Source organism: Solihabitans fulvus (assembly GCF_008386585.1).
In the GTDB taxonomy this organism is placed as follows: domain Bacteria; phylum Actinomycetota; class Actinomycetes; order Mycobacteriales; family Pseudonocardiaceae; genus Solihabitans; species Solihabitans fulvus.
In genome coordinates this window covers 66,401-92,051 of sequence record NZ_VUOB01000038.1, presented here as the reverse complement: position 1 = coordinate 92,051, position 25,651 = coordinate 66,401, and the positions used below count along the sequence as shown (strand labels likewise).

Below are 25,651 nucleotides of genomic sequence, written 5' to 3'. Positions count from 1 at the left end.
ACCGGGGAAGGTGATCATGATTCCGGACAACTTCGCGTCGGGACTGACGGGAGTCAGCCAGGCAGTGGCCGGCCTCAAGGCGGCGGCCGCAGAGGGCTTCACCGTCACCGACTCCGGCGGCCAAGCCCTCATCGACGCCATGAACGATCTACACGACGAGATCACAGACGCCATCAGCCACTCGGATGTCCTGGGGCAGGAACCGCCGCTAGGCCAGACGCCGGCCGCTCAGGTATACAAACCATTCCTGGCAACCATCGCAACTGATCCACACCAAGGAATGATTCCTGCGTTGCGAAAACTGTTGAAAGACTTGACGGACGCCCGGGATTCGATCCAGAAATCCATGGAGTCCTACAAGGGTACCGATCAGGGCAGTAAGCAGGGCCTGAACAAAGCGGGCGGCACGACTTACTCAGTCTGACCACTATCAGGGAATACATGTGAAACGTCTCGCCGTACTGACTGGCCTGGCCGCAGCCACGCTGCTGACCGTCACAGCCTGCAGTGGATCAACCCCCGGTCAACCAAACCCCGCGCCCGTCACCACCACCACCACCACCACCAGTACACCATCGGGAAGCGACAGCTCGGACAACACGAGCAATCCCCCAAGTTCGAGTACCGGCGGTGGCCCACTGGCCGGCGCAGATCCGTGCTCACTGTTGTCACAAAGCGATGCCCAGAATTTGAAGTTCATCAAGGGACCGGTACGAGAGAAGATCGGCACTGCCGATACCTGCCGATGGAATCCGAGAGACATGACCGTGGCGGTCGGCATACGTACGAACGTCGGCCTGGCTGGTGTTCAGGCAAACGGGAACCCGATAACAGATAGCAAGATAGGCGGCCACCAAACCAGGCAGACTCTGGGATCGGGCGGCAGTTGCATTATCGCTATTGGCGTCACGCCATCGTCGCGCGTTGATGTCTTGGTGACTACCGGCCCAAGCACTGATCCATGCCCGACTGCTCTGCAGGTTGCGCAATTGGTCGAGCCAAGATTGCCCGCATCCTGATCGAGAAGCTGGCTGACGATAGCGAGAGGATCGCGAAGATGACGGACGGGCGGCAATCATGGAACGGCGATCCGGGGATCTACACCCAGGGCTCACCGCAGGGACAACCGACGCCATCGACGCCTGACATCTACGCGAAGTACCACCTCGATCGCCACTCGCAGACACAGACCGGCCAGCAGGTCCAAGACCAGGTCGATCAGGACCTCAACAGCAAGTACGGGCCCTTCGGCCCGCTGGTGGCGATGACGCTCGGGGGCGATCAGGTCGTCGACCGGCTCGACGCCCAAGCCGCCAGCCTCAAGCAGGGCGCGCTGATCCGCACGGCACCCAGCGCTCCGGGGACGGTCTACATCGGCATCCCCCACACCAAACTGCACGACATGGTCAACAACGGCGTTGACCCTGGCGCGGTCGGCACCGCCGGGGACACCTGGACCAACATCGGCAACAAGCTGACCACATTCCAGGACAGGATCGCGAGCGCGATCGGCAGCAGCGAGACGCAGTGGACGGGCACTGCGGGCGAGGCGGCGCGGCAGGCGGTGGCAGGTATCGGTAACCGCGCCGGAGCCACCGGCACCTCCGCCCAACTGGCCGGCACGCTGTGGTCGCAGCAGTCGCGGGCGTTGAGCACGGCCAAGGCCAGCGTTCCCCCGCCACCCGCGCAGCCGTTCGACCCGACAGCGGCCAACGCGAAGCTACAGACGATCACCGACCCCCTCGCCTACGCGAAGCAGGCCGCCGCCGACCAGGCCGCCTACCACGCACAGGAGCAGGCCCACCAGGACGCCGCGCGGGCCGTGCAGACCTACGACCAGACCGTCGCGCAGACCGCAGCCGCGCAACCGGCGTTCGCGCCCCCACCTCAGACGACGATCACCCCGCCCAAGGACGGCGACCCCGCCACCCCTCCTGGCAACACCCCGCCCGGCAACCGCGGCAACACCGGCGTGCCGCAGATCCACGGCAACACGGGAAACACCAACACTTCCGGGTCGACGAACACCAACCCGAGCCAGCCGGGCGCGCAGATCCCGGCGCCCCAGATTCCGTCACCGGGCCAGCACACCGACTCCAGCAGCTCCACACCGCCGACCACCGCCCCGGCGTGGTCCGGGCCTTCGGACATCCCCGGGCCGCCCGGCAGCACCTACCCGACCATCGACGCGCCGGGCAGGCGTCCCCTGAGCGGCGACCTGGCCGTCGGCCCGCCCTTCGGCGGACTGCCCGGCGGCACCGGCGATGGCGGCGGCACCAACCGGGGCGGGCTCGGCCGGGGCGCCGGCGGCCTCGGCAACACCGGGCGGGGCGGTCCCGGAGTCGGCGGCGTGCGCGGCGGCACTCCCGGCGGCAACGGGACGGGGATGCGCGGCGGCGCGCCGGGAAACACCCCGGGCGCGAGAGCGTTGGCCGCTGAGCAAGCCGGCGCCGGCCGCGGTGGCACCGGCGCGGCCGGCGCGAAGGGCGTGGCCGGGCAGTCCGGCGTGGGCGCGATGGGCGGCGCTCGGGGCGGCAAGGGCGGGGAGGACGGCGAACACAAGTCCGCCTCCTACCTCATGGAACCGGACACCGACGAGATCTTCGGCACCGACGAGATGGTCGCGCCGCCGGTCATCGGCGAGTAGCGCCCAAGGAGGTGCGGGAGGTGCGGGAGGTGCGCGAGGCGTGCCGGTCCAGCATCCGAGGCCGGCACCCCAGGCCGGCACCCGAAGCTCGCACCTTAGGCCGGCGACAGGGCCTGGGCGACGAACTTCAGCTCGCGTTCCATTCGGTCGGGCTCGTCGGCGTGCCTGGCCACCGAGTGCCGGTAGCTGACCGCGAGGCCGAGCAGCGCGGCGGCGCTGTCCACGTCCGCCGCGCGCACCGCCGCGCCGCCCGCCGACAGGATGACCTGCTTGATCTGCTCGACGATGGTGCGGTAGCGGCTGTGCAGCGCCTCGCGCACGGCCTGGTGCGTGTCCGCCTCCCGCCACAGCAGGTGCGACAGCAGCGGCGAGGAGTTCAGCCGCGCGTCCAGGGCGTCGACCAGGCGGCGCAGGCTCTCCGCGATGTCCCCGACCACCACGACCCGGTGCTGGTCTACGGCGCCGTCGGGCAGCCGGTCGACGAGTGCGGCGAGCAGGTCGGCCTTGCGGCGGAAGTAGTAGTGCACGAGGCCCTTGGGCACGTCGGCGCGCTCGGCGATCCGCGAGGTCGGGGTCGCGTCGAAGCCCGACTCGGCGAACAGCTGCTCGGCCGAGGTCAGGATCCGTTCCCTGGCTGACTTGTCGTCACCGGATGGCGCGTCGGTCACTGTGTCCTCTCACGGCCTTTCCTGGCAAGGCGTTCCGGGCATGGCTTTCGTGGCACGGCTCTTCCTCGCACGGCTGGGCCCACAACCTAAGCCGTCGTGGGCCCACCGTGGCTATCGGGAATCCGCTACTGCGGGGAGATCCGCGCCGGGCTCAGTGCGAGCCGGCCAGTCCCTGGTGCGCGGAGTTCGCCGCCGGGAGCGCGATCGCACCCGCGGCCACCGTCAGGACGCCGACGATCCAGGACGTCCACGACGCGCCGGTCATCGAGGTGTAGCCCATCACCCACGGCGAGATGAACAGCAGCGCGCCCAGCACGAGCTGGACCCCCTCGCTGATCACCATGGCCGGCATGGCCAGCGACACGAGACCGTCGATGGCGATCAGCGCGCCGATGACGATCATCGTCCACATCGCCTTCGTCGAGGTGTCCATCCACAACGGCGTGAGGACCGCGACGAGACCGAGCACGACCTCGGCCCAGTCCTGCATGCGGGTCCACGGCTTGGTCATCACCCATCACCTCCGTACTTCACTGAGAACACCGTTATACTCCTCCTTGGTTGGCCGGCCGGTCAAGAATCCGCCGCGCTTTCGGGTTAAACCTCACGTGCCATGCCTCACAACACTGGACCTGGATCGTTTACTCGTCGGTAACCTCGCGCCACCTGCGCCGATGAGTCACCCGGCGCATCGCCCCATGGCACCAGACACCCCCGACCTGGAGGGAACGCCGTGCAGAAGATCCTCGATGCGATCCTCGCCGACGAGCTGGACGCGGTCGCCTCGCTGCCCGTCCCGGACAGCTACCGGGCGGTGACCGTGCACGCCGACGAAGCCGAGATGTTCCAGGGACTTCCCACCAAGGAGAAGGACCCGCGCAAGTCGCTGCACGTCGAGCAGGTCGCCACCCCCGAGCTCGGCCCCGGCGAGGCGCTGGTGGCCGTGATGGCCAGCGCGATCAACTACAACACCGTGTGGACCTCGATCTTCGAGCCGGTGTCCACCTTCAGCTTCCTCAAGCGCTACGGGAAGACCTCGCCGCTCACCGCCAAGCACGACCTGCCCTACCACGTGGTCGGCTCCGACCTGGCGGGCGTGGTGCTGCGCACCGGGCCGGGCGTCAACGCGTGGAAGCCCGGCGACGAGGTCGTGGCGCACTGCCTGAGCGTCGAGCTGGAGCACCCCGACGGCCACAACGACACGATGCTCGACCCCGAGCAGCGCATCTGGGGCTTCGAGACGAACTTCGGCGGCCTCGCCGAACTCGCGTTGGTCAAGGCCAACCAGCTGATGCCCAAGCCCGGCCACCTCACCTGGGAGGAGGCCGCCTCCCCCGGGCTGGTCAACTCCACCGCCTACCGGCAGCTGGTGTCGCGCAACGGCGCCGCCATGAAGCAGGGCGACGTCGTGCTGATCTGGGGCGCCTCCGGCGGCCTCGGCTCCTACGCGACGCAGTTCGCGCTCAACGGCGGCGCGACGCCCGTGTGCGTGGTGTCCAGCCAGGAGAAGGCCGAGCTGTGCCGCAAGATGGGCGCCGAGCTGATCATCGACCGGTCGGCCGAGGGCTACCGGTTCTGGCAGGACGAGCACAACCAGGATCCCAAGGAGTGGAAGCGGTTCGGCGCGAAGATCCGCGAGCTGACCGGCGGTGAGGACCCCGACATCGTGTTCGAGCACCCCGGCAGGGAGACCTTCGGCGCGAGCGTCTACGTGGCCAAGCGCGGCGGCACGATCGTCACCTGCGCGTCCACCAGTGGGTTCCTGCACCAGTACGACAACCGCTACCTGTGGATGAACCTCAAGCGAATCGTCGGCTCGCACTTCGCGAACTACCGCGAGGCGTGGGAGGCGAATCGGTTGGTCGCCAAGGGCAAGATCCATCCCACTGTGTCCAAGGTGTACTCAATGGACGACACCGGGCAGGCCGCGTACGACGTGCACCGCAACGCGCACCAGGGCAAGGTCGGCGTGCTCACCCTCGCGCCTGAGGAGGGGCTCGGCGTGCGCGACCCGGAGTTCCGCGCGGCCCAACTGGATCAGATCAACCGTTTTCGCGGCGAGTAAAGGAAAAAACAGACGTTCGGTGGCACGCTCGTGCGACCCACGCTACCCAAACGGGTAGCGTGGGGGCATGGGCTTCGCCGACAACCGTGACCTCGTTCCGCTCGGCTCCGGCTTCGACATCGTCAAGCGCGGCTACGACAGCGGGCAGGTCGAGGAGCACCTCGAGCGCCTTGACCACGATCTTCGGTTGCTCGCCGCGGATCGAGACGCGGCGGTGTCCCAGACCAACGACCTCGCCAGGCAGCTCGAGGCGGCCAGGTCGGAGATCGGCGACCTGCGCGGTCAGGTCGACCGGCTGTCGCTGCCGCCGACCACGCTGGAAGGCCTGAGCGAGCGGCTCCAGCGGATGCTGCGGCTGGCCCAGGACGAAGCCAACGAGATCAAGGCGCGCGCCGAGGCGGAGGCCGGGCACATCAGGGCCAAGGCCGACGCCGACGCGACCTCGCAGCGCACCCGCTACGAGCACCTGATCGCGGAGCTGGACAAGCGCCGCACCGAGATGGAGGCGGAACACCGGGGCGTGCTGGACAAGGCGCGCACCGACGCCGACCAGATCATGGCGGTGGCCACCGAGCGGGCGCAGCTGCTCGACCAGGAGTCCGAACAGCGACGGAACACCGTCGAGGAGGACTTCGAGATCGCCATGGCCGGCAGGCGAACCGAGGCCATGCGCGTGCTCGCCGAGCAGGAGGCGGCCAGCAAGGGCGAGGCCGAACGCCGGGTCAAGGAAGCCACCGACGAGGCCGCCAGGATTCGTCAGCAGATCGCCCAGGAGCAAGTCGGCAGCAAGGCCGAGGCGGAGCGCCGCGTCCGCGAGGCGACCGACGAGGCCGCACGCGTCAGGCAGCAGATCGCGCAGGAGCAGACGTCCAGCAAGGCCGAGGCCGAGCGTCGGGTCCGCGAGGCCACCGACGAGGCCACCAGGATCAGGACGGCGATCACGCAGGAACAGATCGCCAGCAAGGCCGAGGCGGAGCGCAAGGTGCGGGAGGCCACCGAGGAGGCCAACCGCAGGCGGCACGACTCGATCACCGAGGCGACGGCCCGGTTGCAGGAGGCCGCCGACGAGGCCAACCGGCGGGTCCGCGAGGCCACCGACGAGTCGCACCGGCGAGTGCGGGAGGCGACCGAGGAGTCGGCCAGGCGGGTCGAGAAGGCCACCAAGCAGGTGTCGGAGCTGCGCGAGCTGCGCGGCCGCATCGCCGAGCAGCTGAGCGCGGCCAGGGAGCAGTTCCTCCAGTCGCAGCCGATGCTGGACGCGCTCGACGAGGAGCAGGCGGTCGCCGACACCGCTGACACTGCCGACGACACCGCGGCCGGCGACCCTGCCGACCAGTCCGACGACGAGGCGGCGTCGAGCGCCACCACGGCGGCGCTGCCGATCCCCTCGGCGTCCGACACCGGCAAGGCGGCAGGCGGGCAGTCCCAGGCGAAGCAGGGCGCGCAGCCGGCAGGTGCGCAGCAGGCAGGCGGGCAGCCGGGGTCGCCGCAGGGTGGCTCGGGTGCGCAGCAGGCGGGCGCGCAGCAGGCGGCACAGGGGGCGGTGCCGCAGACGGGCGCTCCGTGGGAGCGCCAGCCCGCGCAGGAGAACAAGGGTGCGGCCGGTGGACGGCCCGCGCAGGCCGCTGGTCGGCCGGCTCAGGGCGGCCAGGCGAACCAGGGCGGCCAGGCCGCGCGGCAGCCGAAGGCGCAGCCGGCCAAGGGGCCGCAGGGTGGTCAGCAGGCGGCGGGCAGGGCGTCGTCTCAGCAGGGCGGCGGGCAGTCGAGGGGCGGTCAGCCCAAGGGCCAGCAGGGCAGTGGTCCGCAGGGTGGTGGCCAGCAGGGTGGCGCGGCACCGGTTCCGGCCGGTCAGGATGCCTCGCCTACCAAGAAGCTGCCTCGGCCCCAGCAGCCGACCGGTAAGCGTTGAGTCCAGCCGCCAGCAGGCTTGTCGCCAGCTTTGTGCAAAACCGGTCCGGACTGCCGGCCCGTTCAACTACCGTTCGGGCATGACCGACTCGACCAGCGGAAACACCGAGCCCGACGAGGTGCGCACCGCGCGGCTGCTGCTGCGGCGGGTGCGGGCGGACGATCTGGCCGCCGCGCTGGAGATCCACACCGATCCCGAGAACTACCGGTACGAGCCGAACGGCGCGCCGTCCGCCACGGAGGCCCGAGGGCTGCTGACGAGCTGGCTGGCGCACTGGGCAGAGCACGGCTTCGGGTACTGGGCGATCGAGCTGCCCGGGACGGGCGAGGTGATCGGCTTCGGCGGCGTTCGGTTGAGCGTCAGCGAGGACGACGGCACGGAGCAGCTGAACCTCTACTACCGGTTCCGGCCGGCCGCCTGGGGTAACGGCTACGCGCCGGAGATGGCGGCGGCGGCGATCGAGTGGGCCGATCGATGCGTGCCGGGTCGGCCAATCACGATCATCGCGAACGTCGAGAACACCCCGTCGAACAGGGTCGCGGAGAAGCTGGGCTTCGTGGTGGTCGGCAAACTCGACGACGGCCGGGGTCCGGCCGCCTGGGTGCACCGCCGGCAGGACGCGGTGCTCTCCGCCAATCGGTGACTCGGGTTGCCTGACGGACAGGGGTCAGGCGGTCCAGGTGCGCGGCAACGGAGTCGGCACGTCCGGGGCGACCGCTGCGACCACGGCGTCCAGCACGGCCTCGGCGTGCCCGACGAACAGGTGCCTCGCGCCGGGGAAGTCGACCACCTCCGCCTGCGGGATCGCGGCGAACCGCTGTCGCGCCTCCTCGGGTCGCAGGTAGTCGTCCAGTTCGGGCACCAGGCACACCACCGGCTTGCCGGACTCGGCCCACGGCGGCAGGCACGCTGGCCCGCTGAAGTGCAGCGGCGGCGAGATCAGCACCGCGCCGCGCACCTGCGGCGCACAGCCGTGCATGAGGGCGAGATCCGTTCCGAAGGACCAGCCGACGAGCCACGCGTTCGGCAGACCCCGTGCGGTCACGAAGTCGAGCGCCGCCGCGACGTCCATGCCCTCGTCGACCCCGCCGGCGAAGGCGCCGTCGCTGCGGCCGGCCTCGCTCTCGGTGCCCCTGGTGTTGAACCGCAGCACCGCGAGGTCCGCGAGCGCCGGCAGCCGCCAGGCGAGCTTGCGGTAGAGGTGCGAGTCCATCGACCCGCCGTGCGTCGGCAGCGGGTGCAGGCAGACGAGCGTGCCGCGCGGCGGCCGATCTGCCGGCAGCGCCAGCTCGCCGGTCAGCCGCAGCCCGTCCTCGGTGGTCAGCACGATCGGCTCGCGGCGGGCCGGCAGCACGGTGTTGGCACGGATCTCCACGCCAGGCACAGTCGCGGTCTCGTCGACCATCGCCGTCACCATCTCTTCGACGTCGGGCCGCGGTGCCCCCGATTGGTCCAGCAGGCGCTGTGCCAGTGCCTGCGGTCCTCGACGGAGCCGTAGTCGGCGGCGGGCCAGGTCACCACGTGCGCGACGCCGGGCCGGATCTCGTGGTCGCAGCCGGGGCAGCGGTAGAACTTGGTGGTCTGCGCGCCGGTCACGGTCCGCACCAGCCACTCGCCGTCCGGCCCCGACTCGGACCGCGCCCAGCCGACGCCACCGCCGAGCGGACGCGGTTCATCGGCCCCGGCCGCTGGCCGGGGTCGCCGGGGTTGGTTGCGGCGGGGCACGGTGACCACGGTAATCGGCGCGGTCGGCGGCGATCGTCCATGGTCGCGCGGACACACCCTGGGGTGCCGCGCCGCGCCTCGAATCCGTAGGGTGCGAACCGTTGGTGACGAGCCGACCACTGCCGGCGAGGGGGACGAGGGTGTCGGACGAACGCGCCCGCCTGCGGTGGCCCCGCCGCCTGGTGACGGCCCTGCTGCTGGCGGAGACGCTGACGCTCACGTTTCCCGCGCTGCTCGGCGTTTTCGCCGACCCGCCGCCGTTCGCCCCGCGACCGACCATCCTGGACTGGCAGCGGCAGGGCGTGCTGATCGCGACCAGCACGGTGCTGCTCGTGGTGGCCGCCGCCGCGATGGCGGTGCTGTGGCTGCGGCCACGCTCGGCGAGCTGGCTGGTGACCTACGCCGCCGCGCACGCGGCCACGCTCGGCCTCGCCTGGGCGCACGGCATGCCGATCCTCGCGCTCGTGGCCGGCGTCTCCCTGCTGTCGGTCAGCGCCTCGATGCTCTGGTGCCGCTACCGCTGCTCGTTGACCTAGCGAAGAGGCACGCTGGCCCGCCGGCGCGCGGACAGGCGAGAATGGCGTCGTGCCAACCTATGTCTACAAGTGCCGCGAGTGCACCGAGCAGTTCGAGCTGAACCGGCCGATGAGCGCGTCGGCCGATCCCGCGAGCTGCCCCGACGGCCACGCGGACACCGTGAAGCTGCTGACCACCGTCGGCGTCAGCCGGGGCGGGGCCGCGCCGGCGCCGAGTGGTGGCGGAGGCGGTGGGGGCTGCTGCGGCGGCGGTTGCTGCGGCTGAGGACTGCTGCGGCCCAGGAGCCGGGTTCTACTTGGGTTCCTTGGCCAGCATGACCTGGGCGACCGCCTTGCCCTGCTCGCAGACGGTGCCGTAGCGGAACGTGCCGTCGACGATGATGATGCCGAGGCCGCCGCCCACGTAGTCCATCGTCAGGACGCAGGACGGCTGGACCTTCGAACCGGTGCCGGTGCCGCTGGTGTTGTCGTAGTAGGTGACCTTGCGCCCGTCGACGTCGTAGGTGCCCGAGGTCTGCTTCATCGTCAGCGACTTGCCGATCCGGTAGCGCAGGCTGACGCCGACGTCGAGGTTGTCGACCGAGGTCTGCCACCGGCAGGACTGGTCGAAGGTGGTGTCGACGTTGGTGTCGGTCGGGCTGGGCTGGGAGTCGGTGCCCTTGTAGGGCAGGTCGGTCCACTTGAGCAGCGAGCAGACGTTTACCACGGCGGAGGGCGTGCCCGACTGCGAGCCCGACGACGGCGGTGTCGACGGGCTGCCGCTGGTCGACGAGGGTGTGCTGGAGTCGTCGGTGGGGAAGCCGGGGTCGAGCGAGGACACGATGCCGCCGTGCAGCGCGACCGGCGTGCCGGGGATCGGCTTCGCGCAGGCGCCCACCAGGACACCGGTCATGGCAAGCAGGACAAGGACAACAGCGCGCCGCATGGCACCACCCTCCGGTTTGGCGCACACGGTACCTGCGCTGCCGCAAAGGTCACGTGTAATCGCGGAAACCCTTGCCGGTTTTGCGGCCGAGCCGCCCGGCCGTCACCAGGTGCTCCAGCAGCGGGGTCGGCGCGAACCCCGCCTCGCGGAACTCGAGGTAGAGGGTGCGTTCGATGGCCAGCGACACGTCGAGCCCGACGACGTCCAGCAGCTCGAACGGCCCCATCGGCAGGCCGCAGCCGACCTTCATGGCGTTGTCGATGTCGTCGGCCTCGGCGTAGTGGGCTTCGAGCATCTTCACGGCGTCGTTGAGGTAGGGGAACAGCAGCGCGTTGACGATGAACCCGGCGCGGTCCCCGCAGCGGACCGGCTTCTTGCCGACCCTGCCGCAGATGGCCAGCGCGGTCGCGGTGACCTCGGGGGCGGTGGCGATCGTGCTGACCACCTCGACGAGCTTCATCACCGGGGCCGGGTTGAAGAAGTGCAGGCCGACGACGTCGCCGGGGCGCGAGGTCGCCGAGGCGCACTCGATGACGGGCAGCGAGGAGGTGGTGGTCGCCAGGATCGCGCCGGGCTTGCAGACCTCGTCCAGGGCCTCGAAGACGGTCTTCTTGACGGCGAGGTCCTCGGCGACGGCCTCGATCACCAGGTCGCAGTCGGCCAGTTCCTCGAACTCGACGGCTGGGCTGACGCGGGCCAGCGCGGCGTCCCGATCGGCCTCGGCGAGCCGGCCCTTGGCGACGGCGCGGTCGAGCGACTTGCGCACCTTCGCGACGGCGGCGATGGCCTTGTCCTCGGTGCGGGCGCGCAGCACCACGTCGTGGCCGGACTTGGCGAACACTTCGACGATGCCGGTGGCCATCGTGCCGGTGCCGATGACGCCGACCCGCTGCACCTCGCGGACGCCCGCGGTCGGCAGCTCGTCGGTCGACGGTGTGTGCCCGTCGGGGACGACGGTCGGCGAGTCGGGCGCGTCGTAGCGGTAGAAGCCTCGGCCGGTCTTCCTGCCGAGCAGCCCGGCCGTGATCATCTGCTTGAGCAGCGGGGCCGGCGCGTGCAGGCGGTTGCGCGACTGGTGGTACATCGTGTCGAGGATTTCGTAGGCCGTGTCGAGGCCGATGAGGTCGAGCAGTTGCAGCGGGCCCATCGGGTAGCCGCAGCCGTAGCGCATCGCCGCGTCCAGGTCCTCCCTGGTGGCGTAGCGGGACTCGTACATGCGGACGGCGTGGTTGAGGTAGCCGAAGAGGAGGGCGTTGGCGATGAAGCCGGCGCGGTCGCCGATCACCACGGGCACCTTGCCGAGGCGTTCGAGGAAGGCCACGACGTCGGTGACCACGTCGGGCTCGGTGACCACGGAGCGAACGACCTCGACGAGCTTGAGGACCGGGGTGGGATTGAAGAAGTGCAGGCCGACGACCTTGCCGGGACGGCCCGTCTGCACGCTGATCTCGGTGACCGAGAGGGAGGAGGTGTTGGAGGCGAGGATCGTGTCCTGGCGGCACACGCGGTCCAGCTCGGCGAACACCTCGGCCTTGAGCTCGATCCGTTCCGGCACGGCCTCGATCACGAGATCGCAGTCGGCCAGGTCGGCGAGGCTGGTGGTGTAGCTGATCCGGCCGAGCAGCTCGTCCTTGCCGGCCGCGTCGAGCTTGCCGCCCTGCAACGCCCGCTCGGTGGAGTGCACCAGGTGGCCGCGGCCTCGCGTGATGCCGTCCTCGTCGATCTCGACCGCGACCACGTCGAGACCGGTTCTGGCGAGCACCTCGGCGATGCCCGCCCCCATCGTGCCAAGGCCAACCACGCCGACAGTGCTGAACTCGCGCGTCAAGATCTACCTCCCGAGCCGAGGCGATGCGTGCTACCAGTCGGTAACTTGCGGGCGATACTGCCACGCGTTGACTGTCTGACCGGGTGAGCTTCGCCACCGAATCGAGACAGAACCACCCATCCGGGGGTGCTGCGTGCCACATCGGGACGCAGCACCCCCGGATGAAAGCGAACTGGCCCCGCTCGGTCCTCAGCTCACCGCGCGCTTGATCAGCGCGCCGATCCTCGCCTCGTCGTCGGCGGTCAGCTCGGTCAGCGCGAACGAGGTCGGCCACGCGGTGCCCTCGTCCAGGTTCGCCTCGTCGCTGAAGCCCAATGTCGCGTACCGCGTCTTGAACTTCGCCGCGCACTGGAAGTGACAGACGATCTTGCCGTCGCGGGTGTACGCGGGCATTCCGTACCAGAGCTTCGAGGTGAGGCCGGGCGCGTTGGCCTTGATCACGGCGTGCAGCCGCTCGGCGATCACCCGGTCGGACTCCGACATCTCGGCGATCTTCGCGAGCACCTCGCGCTCCGCGTCGGCGGCCTTGGCGTTGCGCTTCGCGTCCGCCTTCAGCTCCTTGGCGCGCTCCTTCATCGCGCCGCGCTCGGCGTCGGTGAAGCCGTCGAACTTCTCGCCGTTCGCGGTGGCGTTCTTCTTCGTGATCGACATGGCAGTCCCTTCATCGGTGGGGTTCGGCGTTGATCGATCTCTTCGGCCTGAGCAGAAGTTCGGTGTGATCAGAAGTTCGGGTTGATCAGAAGTTCGGGCTGGTCCGGGGCCGGGTCACCACGTGCCGGCCTGCTGGCGGGTCGGTGCGTTGAGTCGGTTGAAGGCGTTGGTGATCGCGATGTTGAGCAGCAGCGCGGCCAACTCCTTCTGGTCGAAGTGCTTGGCGGCCAGGTCCCACACGTGATCCGGGACCGGGTCCGGGCGGTCGGCGAGCCGGGTCACGGCCTCGGTCAGGGCAAGGGCCGCGCGCTCCTCGTCGCTGAACCAGGGCGTCTCCCGCCACGCGGCGACGGCGTTCACCTGGTTCGCGGTCGCGCCGTGCCGGCCGGCCTGGTGGACGCCGCCGGCAACGCAGGGGCCGCAGCCGTTGATCTGGCTGGCCCTCAGGTGGCTCAGCGCCAGCAGCTTGCCGTCCACTCCGGCGCCCACGATGGCCTTGGTGACGGCCATCAGCGCCTCCATCGCCTCGGGGACCAGGACCGCGGGGTTGGGCATGCGCTCGGTCGACATCGTTTCTCCTGTGTTGGGGTTGTCCCGCGGTGTTGTTGCGGGTGTTGGTATTTGCGTTGCGGGGCGTTGCTGACAGGAGTTATCCGATCATCGGCGGGCCAGGCCGCGCGCTGTTCGTGGGACACCGTGGGACACGGGGAACGCGGCCTACCAGCGCAAACGCGTCACTGATCCGTTTGCGTGGGCTGGGACGGATACCGTGTTGCCCGTGTCGAGCCCCCAGGAGCGACTGGTCGCCCAGCTCGCTCGGATCAAGGAACTGAGCGGGCTCAGCCTGCGCGCCCTCGCGAACCAGGCGGGCCTGAGCAGCTCGTCGCTGTCCCGGTATCTGACCGGTCGGCTCGTGCCGCCGTGGGAGGCCGTGGTGGCGCTGTGTCGGGTCGTGAGCCGCGATCCTCGGCCGCTGCGCGCGATGTGGGCCGAGGCGGCGAAGGCCGGCGCGGCACCGACCCCGCGCCGCAACGACCTGCCGGCCGACCTGATCGACTTCACCGGGCGGGAGGCGGAGTACGCGCTGGTCGAGGGGCTGCTGCACGCTGCTGGCGCGGTCGCGATCGACGGGATGGCCGGTGTCGGAAAGACCAGCCTGGCCGTGCACGTGGCTCACCGGCTCGCCTCGACGTATCCGGACGGCGGGCTCTACCTCGACCTGCACGGCTTCACCCCGGGCCAGGAGCCGGTGGAGCCGCAGGCCGCGCTCGGCCGGTTGCTTGGCGCGCTGGATGTCACGCACCCTCCGGCCAACGCCGAGGACCGCGCGGCGCTCTGGCGCTCGGAGCTGTCCCGCCGACGGGCCCTCGTCGTGCTCGACAACGCGGTCGACGCGGAGCAGGTGCGCCCGCTCCTTCCCGGCGCCGGCAAGTCCGCGGTCCTGATCACCAGCCGGTCGCGGCTGGTCAGCCTGGACGGCGTGCCGCCCGTCTCCCTGGTGCCGCTGGCCGACGGCGACGCGGCGCACCTGTTCGGCCGGGCGGCCGGGCTCACGCTCACCGAGGAGGACGCGGTCGGTCAGGTGCTGCGGCAGTGCGGCGGGCTCCCGCTGGCGCTGCGGATGGCGGGCGCGCGGCTTCGGCACCGTCCGGGTTGGACGGTGGCGGTGCTGGCCGAGCGGCTGCGCGACAGCGCCAACCGCTTCGACGCCGTGTTCGGCATGTCGCTTCAGCAGCTCGACGCGGTCCAGCGCCGCGTGTTCCGGCTGCTGGGTGTGTTGCCCGGCACCGACTTCGACGCTGCGGTGGCCGGTGCGCTCGCGGACCTCTCGCCGGATCAGGTCGACGCGGTGCTCGAGGAGCTGGTCGACGCCCACCTGGTCCAGGAGCTCGCACCCGGGCGGTACCGGATGCACGACCTGATCCGGCGGTACGCGGCGGACCTCGCCGCCGACGAGGAACCGCTGGCCGAGGCCGCGCTGCGTCGGGTCCTGGAGCACTACCTGGCGCAGGCGGTCGCCCACGACCGGACGCTGCCCTCGCCGCACCGCAGGGACCCGTCGCCGGGCGACCCCGCGAAGGCGATGGCCTGGTTCGACCTCGAGTACGTCAATCTGGTCGCCTGTTTCGACGCCGCCGTGCGGCTCGGCGTGGACGAGGTCGTCGCCGAACTGCCGCAGGCCATGCGGGTCTGGTTCTTCCGGCACCGCGGCACCGACGACCAGGCACGCCTGCTCGAAGCCGCCGCGGCCGCCTCGGCTCGGCTCGGCCTGCACCAGCAGCGGGCCGCGCTGCTCGCGGACCTCGGGTTCGCCCGCGCCGCGGCCGGACGGCTCGCCGAGGCGCTCGCCGCCTACGAGCTGGCCGAGCAGTCCGGCGCGGACGACGACGACCTCGCGGCCGGTCTGGCGCTGCGGATCGGCCTCGTGCGCCGGGATCTCGGCGACCTCGACGCGGCACAGGCGCACTTCCGGCGGGCGGGCGAGCTGTTCGAGCAGCTCGGGCGCCCCGCAGGGCAGTCACAGGCGCTGGCCTTCGACGGGTGGGTGACGCTGCGCCTCGGGCTTCGAGAGGAAGCCGTCGAACTGGCTCGGGCGTCCGTCGCCATGGCCGACGGGCCCGCCCAGATCACCGGGCTGGTCACGCTCGGGGTCGCGCTGGCGGCGGACGAGCCCGAGGAGTCGCTGCGCACGCTGCACGACGCGCTGCGGTTGGCGGAGCAGCACAACCTGCAACACAACCAGGCCTGGTGCCACAACTACCTCGGGGTCGCGCTGCGCGTCATGGGTCGCACCGAGGAGGCGCTCGAACAGCACCGGCGCGCCTTTGAGTTGCTGGAACCGTTGGCGGAGGTGCAGTTGGAGATCGACTTCCTGCACACCTACGCCGAGACGTGTCGGGCGGCGGGCGACCGTGACAGGGCGTTCGCGTCGCTCGATCGGATCATCGAGATCGCGCGTGCGCTGGGACGGCCGCACGACGAGAAGCTCGCGCGGGAGGCGAGGGACGCGATGGCGCTGAGCGCGGTCGATGGTCGGGGGAAGGCCTAGCCGGTTGGTCGCGAGGGGCGCGCGGTCGGGCGCGGGCTATTCGTCGAAGTTCCTGTCCACCAATGCTTTGACGCGGCGCAGGGCCTCCTCGGCGTCCGGACCGGTTGCGGTCACGACCACCTGGTCGCCGAACCTCGCGTTGAGGCCCATCAGGCCAAGCACGCTGCGGGCGTCAGCGCGCTGGTCGCCCACCTCGACGCTCGCCTCGGCAGTCAGGCCGGTCAGGGTCCTGGCCAGCAACGCGGCCGGCCTGGCGTGCAGGCCCACCTCGTTGGTGAGCGTGACCTGGAGCGTGTGGACGGGTCCCGCCTCCTGGTCACCAGCGCCGGCGGACGCGCTGTCGGTCTCGGCGGCGCCGGTCTCGGCGGCGTCCGCGAACGCCTCCCTGGCCGCGCCGGCGGCCGCCTCCGCGACCCCATCCAGCGTGGCATCTCCTTGCGCCGCAACGGCTGCCGCGACGGCGCCCTCCACCAGCGGGGCGTCCACGACGTACGCGCGGCTCGGGTCGCCGAGGCTCTCCACGGCCAGCTCGGCCGTCATCCGCGCGCTGCCCAGGTCGTAGAGGAGCACGACCCCCGCACCCGACTCGGCGCGGTCCAGCGCGTTCGACACCGCCTCGTAGTCGGTGCCCAGCCCGCCGGTCGCCATGCCGCCTGCCGGCAGCACGATGACGTCCGGGGCCATCTGGGCGGCCAGTTCGGCCACACCCTCGGCGAGCCTCGCGCTGTGCGACACGATCACCAGTCCGACCTTCATCGGTCGCCTCCCCCTGCCGACTCCGCGAACGACCGCAGCAGCAACGCCGTGGAACGCGAGCCAGGGTCGAGGTGGTTCGCGCTGCGTTCGCCGAGGTAGGACGCGCGGCCCTTCCTGGCCACCAGGGGCACCGTGGACGCCGCGCCCTCGTCGGCTGCGTCGGCCGCGGCGGACAGGACCTCGGCGACCGTCGAGCCGGACGCGGCGGCCGCCTCGGCGGCCGCGACCGCCGGGGTCAGCGCGTCCACCATCGTCTTGTCGCCCGGCTCGGCCTTGCCCCTGGCGACGACGCCGTCCAGCGCGGCGCGGAGTGCCGCGGCGACGCCTGCGGCGTCCAGCTCGGCCGCGTCGCCGACGGAGGTCGCCGCGCGCAGCAGCGCGGTGCCGTAGAGCGGCCCGGCGGCGCCGCCAACGGTGGAGATCAGCGTCGTCGCGGCGAGTTTCAGGGCGGCCGACGGCGTGGCCGGCGGCTCGGACAGGTCCAGTTTGGACACCAGCGCCGTGAAGCCCCGCTTGAGGTTCTCCCCGTGGTCGGCGTCGCCGATCACCCGGTCCAGCTCGACCAGCTCGTCGCGGTGCGCGGTGACGACCTCGGCCGCCGACCGCAGCGCGGCGACGACTCCTTCGACGGAACAGCCCACGGCTCAGACCCCCCAGCGCAGCGCGGCGGTGTGCACCGGCGCGTCCCACAGTTCGACCAGCTCGTCGTCGAGCCTCAGCACCGTCAGGCTCATGCCCTGCATCTCCAGGCTGGTGATGTACGGTCCGACGAGCCTGCGCTCGACGGTGATGCCGCGCTCGGCGAGCAGCCGCTCCGCGATGCCGTGCGCGATGTAGAGCTCGACCAGCGGGGTGCCGCCCATCGAGTTGGTGAACAGCAGCACGCGATCGCCCTCGACGAAGGGCAGGTCCTCGAGGATGGGGTCGAGCAGGTGACGCACGATGCCGTCGGCCGGCTCCATCGGCACGCGCTGCCGTCCCGGCTCGCCGTGGATGCCGATGCCGATCTCCATCTCGTCGTCGGCGAGGGTGAAGCTGGGCTCGCCAACGTGCGGCACCGTGCACGCCGTCAGCGCGACGCCCATCGACCGCACGCCGGCGACCACCCTGCGCGCCAGGGCCTCGCACGCGTCGAGGTCGTCGCCGCGCTGGGCGGCCGCGCCGACGATCTTCTCCACCAGCACCGTGCCGCCGACGCCCCGCCTGCCCGCCGTGTAGAGCGAGTCCTTCACCGCGACGTCGTCGTCGATCAGCACGGTGCGGACCTCGGTGCCCTCGGCGGCGGCCAGCTCGGCCGCGGTCTCGAAGTTCAGCACGTCGCCGGTGTAGTTCTTGACCAGCAGCAGGGCCCCCGCGCCGCCGTCGGTCGCGGTCACGGCCGCCTGCACCTGGTCGGGGGTCGGCGAGGTGAACACCGGGCCGGGACAGGCCGCGTCGAGCATGCCCATGCCGACGAAGCCGCCGTGCAGGGGCTCGTGGCCGGAGCCGCCGCCGGAGATCACGGCGACCTTGCCGTGCACCGCCGCGTCCGCGCGCACCACCACGGCGGGATCGGTCTGCACCCTCAGCAGGTCGGGATGGGCAGCGGCCATGCCGTGCAGGGCGTCGACCACGACTGTCGCCGGGTCGTTGATGATCTTCTTCACCGCGAGCCTCCCAAGGGCGGGGTCCGGAGATCCATTCCTACCCGAGGGAGCCCGCCCACGACACTCCAAGCTCAAGGCGGGTTGGACACCATCATCCTGTAGCTATAGTTAGCCTTGCCTAACTTTCACGACCATGTTCGACGAAAACCACGTTCGACGAAGGAGAACACCGTGCCGCACCGGCCGTCACGAACCACCAGGAGGATTGTCGGGGCGGTGCTCGCCTCCGTCGCGGTGCTCGCCGTCGCGGCCTGCGGGCAGGGCGCCGGGCAGGCCGACCGGCCGGCCGTGGCTCAGGGCGGCTCTGACTTCAAGAAGGCCGGCGACGAGAGCGCGCAGTTCGGCACCGACGCCAAGCCGGGCGAGTTCCCCCGCACCATCCGGCACGCGATGGGCGAGACCACCCTGGCCAAGCGGCCGGAGCGGGTCATCGTCCTCGACGTCGGCGAGCTGGACAACGTCGTGGCGCTCGGCATCAAGCCGGTCGGCGTCGCCTACACCGAGGGCTCGCCGACCATGCCCGGCTACATCGGCGACCGCGCGGGCGCCCCGGCGAGCGTCGGCACCAGCAACAGCATCAACCTGGAAGCCGTCAGCAAGCTCGCGCCCGACCTGATCCTCGGCTCGAAGCTGCGGGCCGAGCAGCAGTACGACAAGCTCAAGGCCATCGCGCCGACCGTGTTCAGCCTGCGCCCCGGCTACACCTGGCAGGCGAACTTCCGGCTGAACGCCGCCGCGCTGGACAAGTCGGCGCAGGCCGACCAGCTGCTCGGCGACTACACCAGGCACGCGACGCGGACCGGCGACGCGGTGGCGGCCAAGCTCGGCACGCGGCCGACCATCTCCATGGTGCGGTTCATGCCGGGCAAGATCCGGCTCTACGCCGACAAGTCCTTCATCGGCACCATCCTTGCCGACGCGAAGCTGCCGAGGCCACAGTCGCAGCAGGTCGACGACCTCGCCGTCGAGATCAGCACCGAGCAGGTCGGCAAGGCCGACGCCGACTGGATCTTCGTTGGCAGCTATGGGGATCCGGCCAAGACCGCGCAGCAGTCCGTGCAGGGCGGCCCGCTGTGGCAGCAGCTCGGCGCGGTGAAGTCCGGGCACGCCAAGACGGTCAACGACGAGGTCTGGTACCTCGGCCTCGGCGTGCTGGCCGCCGAGGCCGTGCTGACGGACCTGGAGAAGCAGCTCACGTCCTGAGGGATGCCATGAAGGGTCCCTGCAAGACACCGAGTGTCCTGAAGGGACCCTTCATCACGCCTCAGCGGCCGTAGAGCACGCGGACCAGGCGCATGATGGTGCGGACGGTGCGCTTGCCCCGGTTGAAGGTCATGGGCTGCAACGGACTGCGGAACCTGGTGACCGCGATCGCCTTGGGGCGGGCGAACTCCCGCAGGCCGTCCTCGCCGTGGATGCGGCCGAAGCCCGAGTCGCCGACGCCGCCGAAGGGCAGCGACGGGATCGCCACGAACGCGATCACCGAGTTCACCGACACCATGCCCGACCGCAGCCGCCTGGCCAGCTCGTCCCCGCGCGCCCTGGCGAACACCGTGCCGCCGAGCCCGTACTTGCTCGCGTTGGCCAGCTCGACCGCCCGGTCCACGTCGGGCACCCGGTTGATCGTCAGCGTCGGCCCGAAGGTCTCCTCGGCCACCGCCTCGGAGTCCTCCGGCACGTCCACCAGGACGACCGGCTCGACGTAGGGCGGCCGAACCGAGTCCGGCCCGCCGACCACGGCGCGCCCGCCGCGGTCGATCGCGTCCCTGATGTGCCGGCGGATGATCTCCACCTGGGCCGGCATGGTGATCGGCCCGAGGTCCGCGCCGGGCTCGCCGCCGGGACGCAGCTTCCGCGCCCGCTCTGCGACGAGGTCGACGAACCGGTCGGCCACCGCGTCGACGACGTACACCCGCTCGACGCCGACGCAGGTCTGGCCCGCGTTGGACATCCCGCCCCAGACGGCGGCGTCCGCGGCCTGTTCGAGGTCGGCGTCGGAGTCCACGATCAGCACGTCCTTGCCGCCGCACTCCACCAGCACCGGGGTGAGCGTCTCGGCGCACGCGGCCATCACCCGCTTGCCCGTGGCGGTCGAGCCGGTGAACGCGATCTTGTCCACACCCGCCCGGCACAGCGCGGCCCCGGTCTCGCCGAAGCCCGTGACCACGGTGAACACCGGCTGGTCCGGCACCACCTCGGCGAAGGTGTCGGCGAGGAACGCCCCGACGCCAGGGGTCAGCTCGCTCGGCTTGAACACCACGGCGTTGCCGGCGGAGAGCGCGTAGGCGATGGAGCCCATCGGCGTGAACGCCGGGTAGTTCCACGGCCCGATCACGCCGACGACGCCGAGCGGCTGGTAGGCAAGGGTGGCCGTCTGATTCGGCATGAGCATGCCCGAGGCGACCCGCCTGCTGCCGAGCACCTTCGAGGCGTGCTTGCTCGCCCAGTGCAGGTGGTCGATGACGAGCACGACCTCGAGCCGCGCGTCGTCGGCGGGCTTCCCGGTCTCGGCGCTGATCAGCGCGGCGAACTCGTCGATCCGGCGCACCAGCAGCCGACGCCAGGCGTCGAGGTGTTCGCGGCGGCCGGTGAAGTCCAGCCCGGCCCACCAGTCGGTGGCCTCCCGCGCGCCCCGCACCCGGTCCGCGACCGTGTCGGCGTCGTCCACCGGGTAGTGGTCGAGGACCTCGCCCGTCCTCGGGTCCAGCGACGCGAACTGCCGCTGCCCGGCATCGGGCCGGTCGGTCGAGTCAGCCGCCGGAACCACCGGCGCACTGTCGGAGGCGGTCTGCGTCATCGGCCCTCCCAGATGCTCAGCAGAATGCTGGTGCTACTGGAGAGTACGGGCTCCCGGTCTCCGCCGTCAGCCCCTTGGCCGCCGCCGAAGGTCGGGTCGGGCCGATCGGCGGACGCCTCGCTGGGCCGGACACCAATTGGGTGAGACCACCCGGCGGTCAGGGCTTGGGCAGCTTGGGGAACAGCGCCTTGGCGAATGCCTGCGACCGCTCGCAGGGGTCGAACGGGGCCTTGTCGATGTTGTCGAACCGGATCTCGATGACCTCGCCGCCCGGGTCGCCGGTCGTCTTGCGGTGCAGCCAGGCGAGCCGGCAGGTCGGGTAGCTGTTGTTCTCCGCGAGCTGGTAGCCCGTGATCCCGTTCCCGAGGTCGACCGGCTTCTGGTTCGGCTGGAGCTTGTTGTCCTTGGGGTCGTAGTCGGGCCGCATGTCCACGGCCACCGTGGCGCCCGCCTTGGTCCACGAGCAGTTGTGCAGGCCGTAGGGGAAGAAGTGGGAGCCGGCGCCGAGCGCGGCGTCGACCGCGGCCTGGTCCGGCAGCACGCACGGGTCGACGGTGAGCAGCGTGCCCTTGTCGACGGTGCGCTGCGGCGGGCCGTTCTTGAGCTGCTTGGCGACCGACTCGGCCACGGTGCGGGCGGGCGTGCACGGATCGCCGGCCTCGTGGCCGACCTGGATCGTCACGCCGAGCGCCGGATTGTCCTGCGTGACCATCGTCACGAAGCACGCGTTGCTGCCGTCCAGCTTCGACTCGACCGAGGGCAGGTCGCCGATCTTCTTGTTCGCCTCCTGCACCTCGCTGGTCAGGCTCGCGCCGACCTTCACCGTGATGCCGAGGTTGGTGCCCTGTTTGTCCTTCATGAAGTCGGAGCAGCCGGAGAAGCCGTCGGGGTTGGTCTGCTCGGCCGGCGTGCCGAGGGTGCTGAGGACGGCGGGGTCGAACAGCTTGCACGGGTCGACCAGGCGCAGCTTGTCGGTCGCGTAGGCGGGGCCGGTGGGCTGGCCGCTCGGCGCGGTGCTGCGGGTCGCCGTCGAGTCGGGCTGCTTCGACGCGACCGGCGCGGCCGCCGCAGGCACGGTGGACCTCGGGTAGGTCTTCTTCGCGAGGTCGGCACCGGCGCCGCACCCGGCGAGAACGGCCAACGCGGAGACGGCGGAGACGACCGCGAGCACTGGTCGAGGCAGACGGGGCACGACGTGCACCGTAGCGATCTCGACGCGCCTTTGTGGACGGAACCCGTGATTGCGCGCTGGTCGGACACCCCCGGCGTGCCCGAGGTCACGGAGCGGTTCGGGAACGATTCAGACGACTTGAACGATATAGTAAGGTGTACGACCACCCACGACAGGAAGGAGCGCCGCTGTGAGGAGCTTCCTCAGCCGCGCGGTGCGCTGGATCGACGGTTGGACCGTCGAGGCGTTCAACCCGGTTTACCCGCACCACCGCCGCTGACCGCGGCGGCCCCTATCGCTCGCCGGCGCCAGCGGCGTCGTCGGCGGGCGGCATCTCCTCGACCCGTTCGGGCACCACCATGGGCCGCCACGCGGCCCACAGCCCGAACACCGCGGCCAGCGCGGCCATGCCGACCCCGGACCACAGGTTGATGTTGATCCCGCCTGCCTTGGCCAGGTCCTCGTCGGTGCGGAAACCGACCCCGAGCACGATCAGGACCACGCCGTAGATCCCGAACAGCACGGCGATGATCCACCGCAGGTCGAACAGGCCGGCCTTGCGCGCCGAGCGTGTCTGATGGGCCATGACGCCCCTCCCTCTCGGCTCAGCCGAAGACCAGGTTCAGTACGAAGGTCAACACCAGCACGCCGATGCCGAGCAGTAGCGGCTTGCGGTACCAGCCGCCGCCGTCCCCCTCGGTGCTGTGCTGCCGGGTGCTCTTCGGCGTGAGCGACCACACCAGGCCCGTCAGCTCCGCCTCCGGCCTCGGCACGGTCGCCAGCGAGACGGCCACGCTGACGACGATGTCCACGACGAACGCGGCACTGGCCCCGACGAAGCTCGCGCCCTGCCCCTGGAGGTGCAGCGCGCCAGCGCGGTTGAGGATGTCGACCAGCACCGCGGCCAGCGTGCCGAACACCAGGCCGGACCAGCCGGCCGCCGCCGTCATCCGCTTCCAGAACATGCCGAGGATGAAGGTGGCGAACAGCGGGGCGTTGAAGAAGGAGAACAGCGTCTGGACGTAGTCCATGATGTTGTTGTAGCCGCCCGCGATGAAGGCCGTGCCCATCGCGATCACCGTGCCGACCACCGTCACCCAGCGGCCGACCCGCAGGTAGTACTCGTCCGGCCGGTCCTTGACGACGTAGTCCTGCCACAGGTCGTAGGTGAACACGGTGTTGAGCGAGCTGATGTTGGCCGCCATGCCGGCCATGAACGCCGCGAGCAGCCCGGTGATCGCGATGCCCAGCATGCCGTTCGGCAGCAGGTCCCTGATCAGCAGTTCCAACGCGTTGTTGAACTTCACGTCGGTGGCCGCGTTGGGGTCGGCGAGCAGCGCGGCCTTGGCCTTGCCCATCTCCGGGACGAGCACCGCCGCGATCATGCCGGGAATGATGATGATCAGCGGGATGAGCGTCTTGGGGTAGGCGCCGATGATGGGCGTGCGCCGCGCGGCGGACATGTTCTTGGCCGACAGTGCTCGCTGCACCTCGGCGAAGTTCGTCGTCCAGTAGCCGAAGGACAGCACGAACCCGAGGCCGAACACGATGCCGATGACCGACATGGTCGGGTTGGTGATGCCGGTGAGGTTGCTGCCCGGCCAGGAGGACAGCTGCTCGGTGGCGTTGGAGTTGTTCGCCGTGATCTTGTCGACGAGCCCCTGCCAGCCGCCGACCTTGTGCAGGCCGACGATGGTGAGCGGCAGCAGCATCGCGACGATCACGAAGAACTGGAGCACCTCGTTGTAGATCGCGGCGGACAGGCCGCCGAGCGTGGTGTAGCTGAGCACGACGAGGCCGGCCACGATGATCGAGACCCAGATCGGCCAACCGAGCAGCACGTTGACGACGCTGGCCAGCGCGTAGAGGTTGACGCCGGCGATCAGCACAGCGGCAACGGCGAAGCTGATGGCGTTGACGAGGTGCGCGCCCTTGCCGAAGCGGCGGCGCAGGAACTCGGGCACGCTGCGGACCTTGGAGCCGTAGTAGAACGGCATCATCACCAGGCCGAGGAACACCATGGCCGGGATCGCGCCGATCCAGTAGTAGTGCATGGTCGGCAGGCCGTACTGCGCGCCGTTGGCCGTCATGCCGAAGATCTCGAGCGCGCCGAGGTTGGCCGAGATGAAGGCGAGGCCGGTGACCCAGGCGGGCAGCGAACGGCCGGACAGCAGGAAGTCCAGGCTCGTGGACACCGATCTGCGGGCGAGCGCGCCGATGCCGAGGACGACGGCGAAGTAGACGACGAGCAGGGCGTAGTCGATCGGCCCTGCGTTCAGCCGAAGATCCGCACCAGCCAGCACGCTCACGCGCACACCTCCCGGACCCAATTTGTTGCGCACCCATACTAATCCGGTCGATCATCCACCCGCGCGACCGCCGATGGCTACCGCCGTAAGGAGGTCAGGCTGGCATGGATCTTCGAAACCGGCCGCGTGGAAGGCATCAGCAACCCATGCGGGTGACAGCGAGGAGGCTCTACCCCGCGCACGGGCACGCCAAACCGGCCGTGAGACGGGTTCGGCATGAGGACCGTGTCGAGCTAGGGGTGACCGGCGGCCATACCGCTCAGAACAGGCGAAGGTCGTCGGACTCCGTGCCGCGCAGCGTGTCGTAGTCGAGCACGACGCAGCGGATGCCCCGGTCCTCGGCGAGCGTGCGGGCCTGCGGCTTGATCAGCTGGGCCGCGAACACCCCGGACACCGGCGCGAGCAGCGGATCGCGGTTGAGCAGCTCCAGGTACCTGGTCAGCTGCTCGACGCCGTCGATCTCGCCGCGACGCTTGATCTCCACCGCGACCGACGCCCCGCCGGAGTCCCGGCACATCAGGTCGACCGGCCCGATCGCCGTCGGGAACTCGCGCCGCACCAGCGACCAGCCCTCGCCCAACGTCGTGACGTGCTCGGCGAGCAGCTCCTGGAGGTGCGCCTCCACGCCGTCCTTCACCAGCCCGGGATCGACGCCCAGCTCGTGCTTGGAGTCGTGCAGCACCTCTTCGATGCTGATCACCAGCTTCTCGCCGGCCTTGTTCTGCACCACCCAGGTGCCGGGCTCCTCGATCAGCCAGCACGGCGGCGACATCCAGTTCAGCGGCTTGTACGAACCGCCGTCGGAGTGCACGAGCACCGAACCGTCGGCCTTCACCATCAGCAACCGCTGAGCCATCGGCAGGTGCGCGGTGAGGCGTCCGACGTAGTCGACCTGGCAGCGAGCGATGACGAGGCGCACCGCGACAGGGTAGTGGTGCGGCCGCTCGCGCCGCCCTCACGGGGTGCCGA

Annotated in this window: 25 protein-coding genes and 1 pseudogene; 10 read left to right on the top strand and 16 right to left on the bottom strand. The window is 70.6% G+C overall.

Features of this window, described 5'->3' with window-relative positions; all coding sequences use genetic code 11:
• The first annotated feature begins 16 nt into the window (after nt 1-16).
• From F0L68_RS21265 to F0L68_RS21255, 3 genes are read left to right on the top strand one after another with little or no spacing between them, the layout of a single operon-like run.
• Entirely contained in the window at nt 17-424 is a 408-nt protein-coding gene (locus tag F0L68_RS21265; protein WP_149851381.1) for a hypothetical protein, read from the top strand.
• Nucleotides 425-443: 19 nt separating this feature from the next.
• Nucleotides 444-1,019 carry a DUF3558 family protein gene (locus F0L68_RS44910; RefSeq protein ID WP_188316715.1) on the top strand — a complete coding sequence of 192 codons (576 nt, stop codon included), beginning with the start codon at nt 444-446 and terminating at the stop codon, nt 1,017-1,019.
• Nucleotides 1,020-1,057: 38 nt separating this feature from the next.
• Entirely contained in the window at nt 1,058-2,647 is a 1,590-nt protein-coding gene (locus F0L68_RS21255; RefSeq protein ID WP_149851380.1) for a hypothetical protein, read from the top strand.
• 95 nt (nt 2,648-2,742) lie between these two features.
• On the opposite strand, the gene F0L68_RS21250 is transcribed toward F0L68_RS21255, so the two are convergent.
• Entirely contained in the window at nt 2,743-3,315 is a 573-nt protein-coding gene (locus tag F0L68_RS21250) for a TetR/AcrR family transcriptional regulator (RefSeq protein WP_149851379.1), read from the bottom strand.
• 151 nt (nt 3,316-3,466) lie between these two features.
• On the bottom strand, nt 3,467-3,826 hold the full coding sequence (locus F0L68_RS21245) for an SPW repeat protein (RefSeq protein ID WP_149851378.1): 360 nt from the start codon (nt 3,824-3,826) through the stop codon (nt 3,467-3,469).
• A 222-nt stretch (nt 3,827-4,048) separates the two neighbouring features.
• On the opposite strand from F0L68_RS21245, the gene ccrA reads away from it, so the two are divergent.
• The 3 genes and pseudogenes from ccrA (at nt 4,049) to F0L68_RS21230 (ending at nt 7,932) form a co-directional block, all read left to right on the top strand.
• Nucleotides 4,049-5,380, top strand: a complete 1,332-nt coding sequence (gene ccrA, locus F0L68_RS21240) for a crotonyl-CoA carboxylase/reductase (RefSeq protein ID WP_149851377.1) — start codon at nt 4,049-4,051, stop codon at nt 5,378-5,380.
• 67 nt (nt 5,381-5,447) lie between these two features.
• Nucleotides 5,448-6,365 (top strand): annotated as a pseudogene (locus tag F0L68_RS21235) (chromosome segregation protein); the annotation flags it as partial.
• Nucleotides 6,366-7,368: 1,003 nt separating this feature from the next.
• Nucleotides 7,369-7,932: a GNAT family N-acetyltransferase gene (locus tag F0L68_RS21230; protein WP_149851376.1), complete on the top strand. Its 564-nt coding sequence runs from the start codon at nt 7,369-7,371 to the stop codon at nt 7,930-7,932.
• A gap of 24 nt (nt 7,933-7,956) precedes the next feature.
• Here the strand turns inward: F0L68_RS21230 and F0L68_RS21225 are convergent, their stop codons facing one another.
• Together F0L68_RS21225 and F0L68_RS42515 are read right to left on the bottom strand one after the other, a co-directional pair.
• Nucleotides 7,957-8,694 carry an alpha/beta hydrolase gene (locus tag F0L68_RS21225; protein WP_149851375.1) on the bottom strand — a complete coding sequence of 246 codons (738 nt, stop codon included), beginning with the start codon at nt 8,692-8,694 and terminating at the stop codon, nt 7,957-7,959.
• Nucleotides 8,695-8,699: 5 nt separating this feature from the next.
• Nucleotides 8,700-9,014, bottom strand: a complete 315-nt coding sequence (locus tag F0L68_RS42515; RefSeq protein ID WP_188316714.1) for an Rv1322 family protein — start codon at nt 9,012-9,014, stop codon at nt 8,700-8,702.
• Nucleotides 9,015-9,154: 140 nt separating this feature from the next.
• Between F0L68_RS42515 and F0L68_RS21215 the strand changes: the two genes are divergently transcribed.
• Nucleotides 9,155-9,550, top strand: a complete 396-nt coding sequence (locus F0L68_RS21215) for a hypothetical protein (protein WP_149851374.1) — start codon at nt 9,155-9,157, stop codon at nt 9,548-9,550.
• Nucleotides 9,551-9,599: 49 nt separating this feature from the next.
• Entirely contained in the window at nt 9,600-9,815 is a 216-nt protein-coding gene (locus tag F0L68_RS21210; protein WP_149851373.1) for an FmdB family zinc ribbon protein, read from the top strand.
• Nucleotides 9,816-9,842: 27 nt separating this feature from the next.
• On the opposite strand, the gene F0L68_RS21205 is transcribed toward F0L68_RS21210, so the two are convergent.
• From F0L68_RS21205 to F0L68_RS21190, 4 genes are all read right to left on the bottom strand, one after another.
• Complete coding sequence (locus F0L68_RS21205) at nt 9,843-10,475, bottom strand: DUF3558 family protein (protein WP_149851372.1); 633 nt, start codon at nt 10,473-10,475, stop codon at nt 9,843-9,845.
• Nucleotides 10,476-10,524: 49 nt separating this feature from the next.
• Nucleotides 10,525-12,303: a 3-hydroxyacyl-CoA dehydrogenase family protein gene (locus F0L68_RS21200; protein ID WP_149851371.1), complete on the bottom strand. Its 1,779-nt coding sequence runs from the start codon at nt 12,301-12,303 to the stop codon at nt 10,525-10,527.
• Nucleotides 12,304-12,492: 189 nt separating this feature from the next.
• A complete protein-coding gene (locus F0L68_RS21195; protein ID WP_149851370.1) occupies nt 12,493-12,954 on the bottom strand; it encodes an iron chaperone in 462 nt (153 codons plus the stop codon).
• Nucleotides 12,955-13,068: 114 nt separating this feature from the next.
• Nucleotides 13,069-13,524, bottom strand: a complete 456-nt coding sequence (locus F0L68_RS21190) for a carboxymuconolactone decarboxylase family protein (RefSeq protein WP_149851369.1) — start codon at nt 13,522-13,524, stop codon at nt 13,069-13,071.
• Nucleotides 13,525-13,732: 208 nt separating this feature from the next.
• On the opposite strand from F0L68_RS21190, the gene F0L68_RS21185 reads away from it, so the two are divergent.
• Nucleotides 13,733-16,003 (top strand): ATP-binding protein, encoded by a 2,271-nt coding sequence (locus F0L68_RS21185; protein ID WP_223198997.1) that lies wholly within the window; start codon nt 13,733-13,735, stop codon nt 16,001-16,003.
• Between the two features lie 36 nt (nt 16,004-16,039).
• Here the strand turns inward: F0L68_RS21185 and dhaM are convergent, their stop codons facing one another.
• From dhaM to dhaK, 3 genes are read right to left on the bottom strand one after another with little or no spacing between them, the layout of a single operon-like run.
• Entirely contained in the window at nt 16,040-16,759 is a 720-nt protein-coding gene (dhaM, locus tag F0L68_RS21180; RefSeq protein ID WP_149851367.1) for a dihydroxyacetone kinase phosphoryl donor subunit DhaM, read from the bottom strand.
• On the bottom strand, nt 16,756-17,400 hold the full coding sequence (gene dhaL, locus F0L68_RS21175; RefSeq protein WP_149851366.1) for a dihydroxyacetone kinase subunit DhaL: 645 nt from the start codon (nt 17,398-17,400) through the stop codon (nt 16,756-16,758). Before dhaL ends, dhaM begins: the two co-directional genes overlap by 4 nt.
• A 3-nt stretch (nt 17,401-17,403) precedes the next feature.
• Nucleotides 17,404-18,405: a dihydroxyacetone kinase subunit DhaK gene (gene dhaK, locus F0L68_RS21170; protein ID WP_149851365.1), complete on the bottom strand. Its 1,002-nt coding sequence runs from the start codon at nt 18,403-18,405 to the stop codon at nt 17,404-17,406.
• A gap of 216 nt (nt 18,406-18,621) precedes the next feature.
• Here dhaK and F0L68_RS21165 point away from each other — a divergent pair, with 216 nt between their 5' ends.
• Entirely contained in the window at nt 18,622-19,608 is a 987-nt protein-coding gene (locus F0L68_RS21165; RefSeq protein ID WP_223198996.1) for an ABC transporter substrate-binding protein, read from the top strand.
• A gap of 61 nt (nt 19,609-19,669) precedes the next feature.
• On the opposite strand, the gene F0L68_RS21160 is transcribed toward F0L68_RS21165, so the two are convergent.
• The 5 genes from F0L68_RS21160 to nucS all read right to left on the bottom strand — a co-directional run bounded on the left by F0L68_RS21160 (nt 19,670) and on the right by nucS (nt 25,601).
• Nucleotides 19,670-21,202, bottom strand: a complete 1,533-nt coding sequence (locus F0L68_RS21160) for an aldehyde dehydrogenase family protein (protein WP_149851364.1) — start codon at nt 21,200-21,202, stop codon at nt 19,670-19,672.
• Nucleotides 21,203-21,359: 157 nt separating this feature from the next.
• The gene (locus tag F0L68_RS21155; protein ID WP_188316713.1) at nt 21,360-22,394 is read right to left on the bottom strand and encodes a DUF3558 family protein; all 1,035 of its coding nucleotides are present in this window, start codon (nt 22,392-22,394) and stop codon (nt 21,360-21,362) included.
• Nucleotides 22,395-22,665: 271 nt separating this feature from the next.
• Nucleotides 22,666-22,959 (bottom strand): hypothetical protein, encoded by a 294-nt coding sequence (locus tag F0L68_RS21150; RefSeq protein WP_149851362.1) that lies wholly within the window; start codon nt 22,957-22,959, stop codon nt 22,666-22,668.
• Between the two features lie 19 nt (nt 22,960-22,978).
• Entirely contained in the window at nt 22,979-24,682 is a 1,704-nt protein-coding gene (locus F0L68_RS21145; protein ID WP_149851361.1) for a sodium:solute symporter family protein, read from the bottom strand.
• 259 nt (nt 24,683-24,941) lie between these two features.
• A complete protein-coding gene (gene nucS / locus F0L68_RS21140; protein WP_149851360.1) occupies nt 24,942-25,601 on the bottom strand; it encodes an endonuclease NucS in 660 nt (219 codons plus the stop codon).
• Nucleotides 25,602-25,651 lie beyond the last annotated feature (50 nt).

Excerpts from the sequence above, each read along its gene's own strand:
- F0L68_RS21265 (WP_149851381.1), top strand. The coding sequence starts at position 17 with ATGATTCCGGACAACTTCGCGTCGGGACTGACGGGAGTCAGCCAGGCA.
- F0L68_RS21255 (WP_149851380.1), top strand. The coding sequence starts at position 1,058 with ATGACGGACGGGCGGCAATCATGGAACGGCGATCCGGGGATCTACACC.
- F0L68_RS21245 (WP_149851378.1), bottom strand. The coding sequence starts at position 3,826 with ATGACCAAGCCGTGGACCCGCATGCAGGACTGGGCCGAGGTCGTGCTC.
- F0L68_RS21230 (WP_149851376.1), top strand. The coding sequence starts at position 7,369 with ATGACCGACTCGACCAGCGGAAACACCGAGCCCGACGAGGTGCGCACC.
- F0L68_RS21225 (WP_149851375.1), bottom strand. The coding sequence starts at position 8,694 with ATGGTCGACGAGACCGCGACTGTGCCTGGCGTGGAGATCCGTGCCAAC.
- F0L68_RS21205 (WP_149851372.1), bottom strand. The coding sequence starts at position 10,475 with ATGCGGCGCGCTGTTGTCCTTGTCCTGCTTGCCATGACCGGTGTCCTG.
- F0L68_RS21195 (WP_149851370.1), bottom strand. The coding sequence starts at position 12,954 with ATGTCGATCACGAAGAAGAACGCCACCGCGAACGGCGAGAAGTTCGAC.
- F0L68_RS21190 (WP_149851369.1), bottom strand. The coding sequence starts at position 13,524 with ATGTCGACCGAGCGCATGCCCAACCCCGCGGTCCTGGTCCCCGAGGCG.
- dhaM (WP_149851367.1), bottom strand. The coding sequence starts at position 16,759 with ATGAAGGTCGGACTGGTGATCGTGTCGCACAGCGCGAGGCTCGCCGAG.
- F0L68_RS21160 (WP_149851364.1), bottom strand. The coding sequence starts at position 21,202 with ATGACGCAGACCGCCTCCGACAGTGCGCCGGTGGTTCCGGCGGCTGAC.
- F0L68_RS21150 (WP_149851362.1), bottom strand. The coding sequence starts at position 22,959 with ATGGCCCATCAGACACGCTCGGCGCGCAAGGCCGGCCTGTTCGACCTG.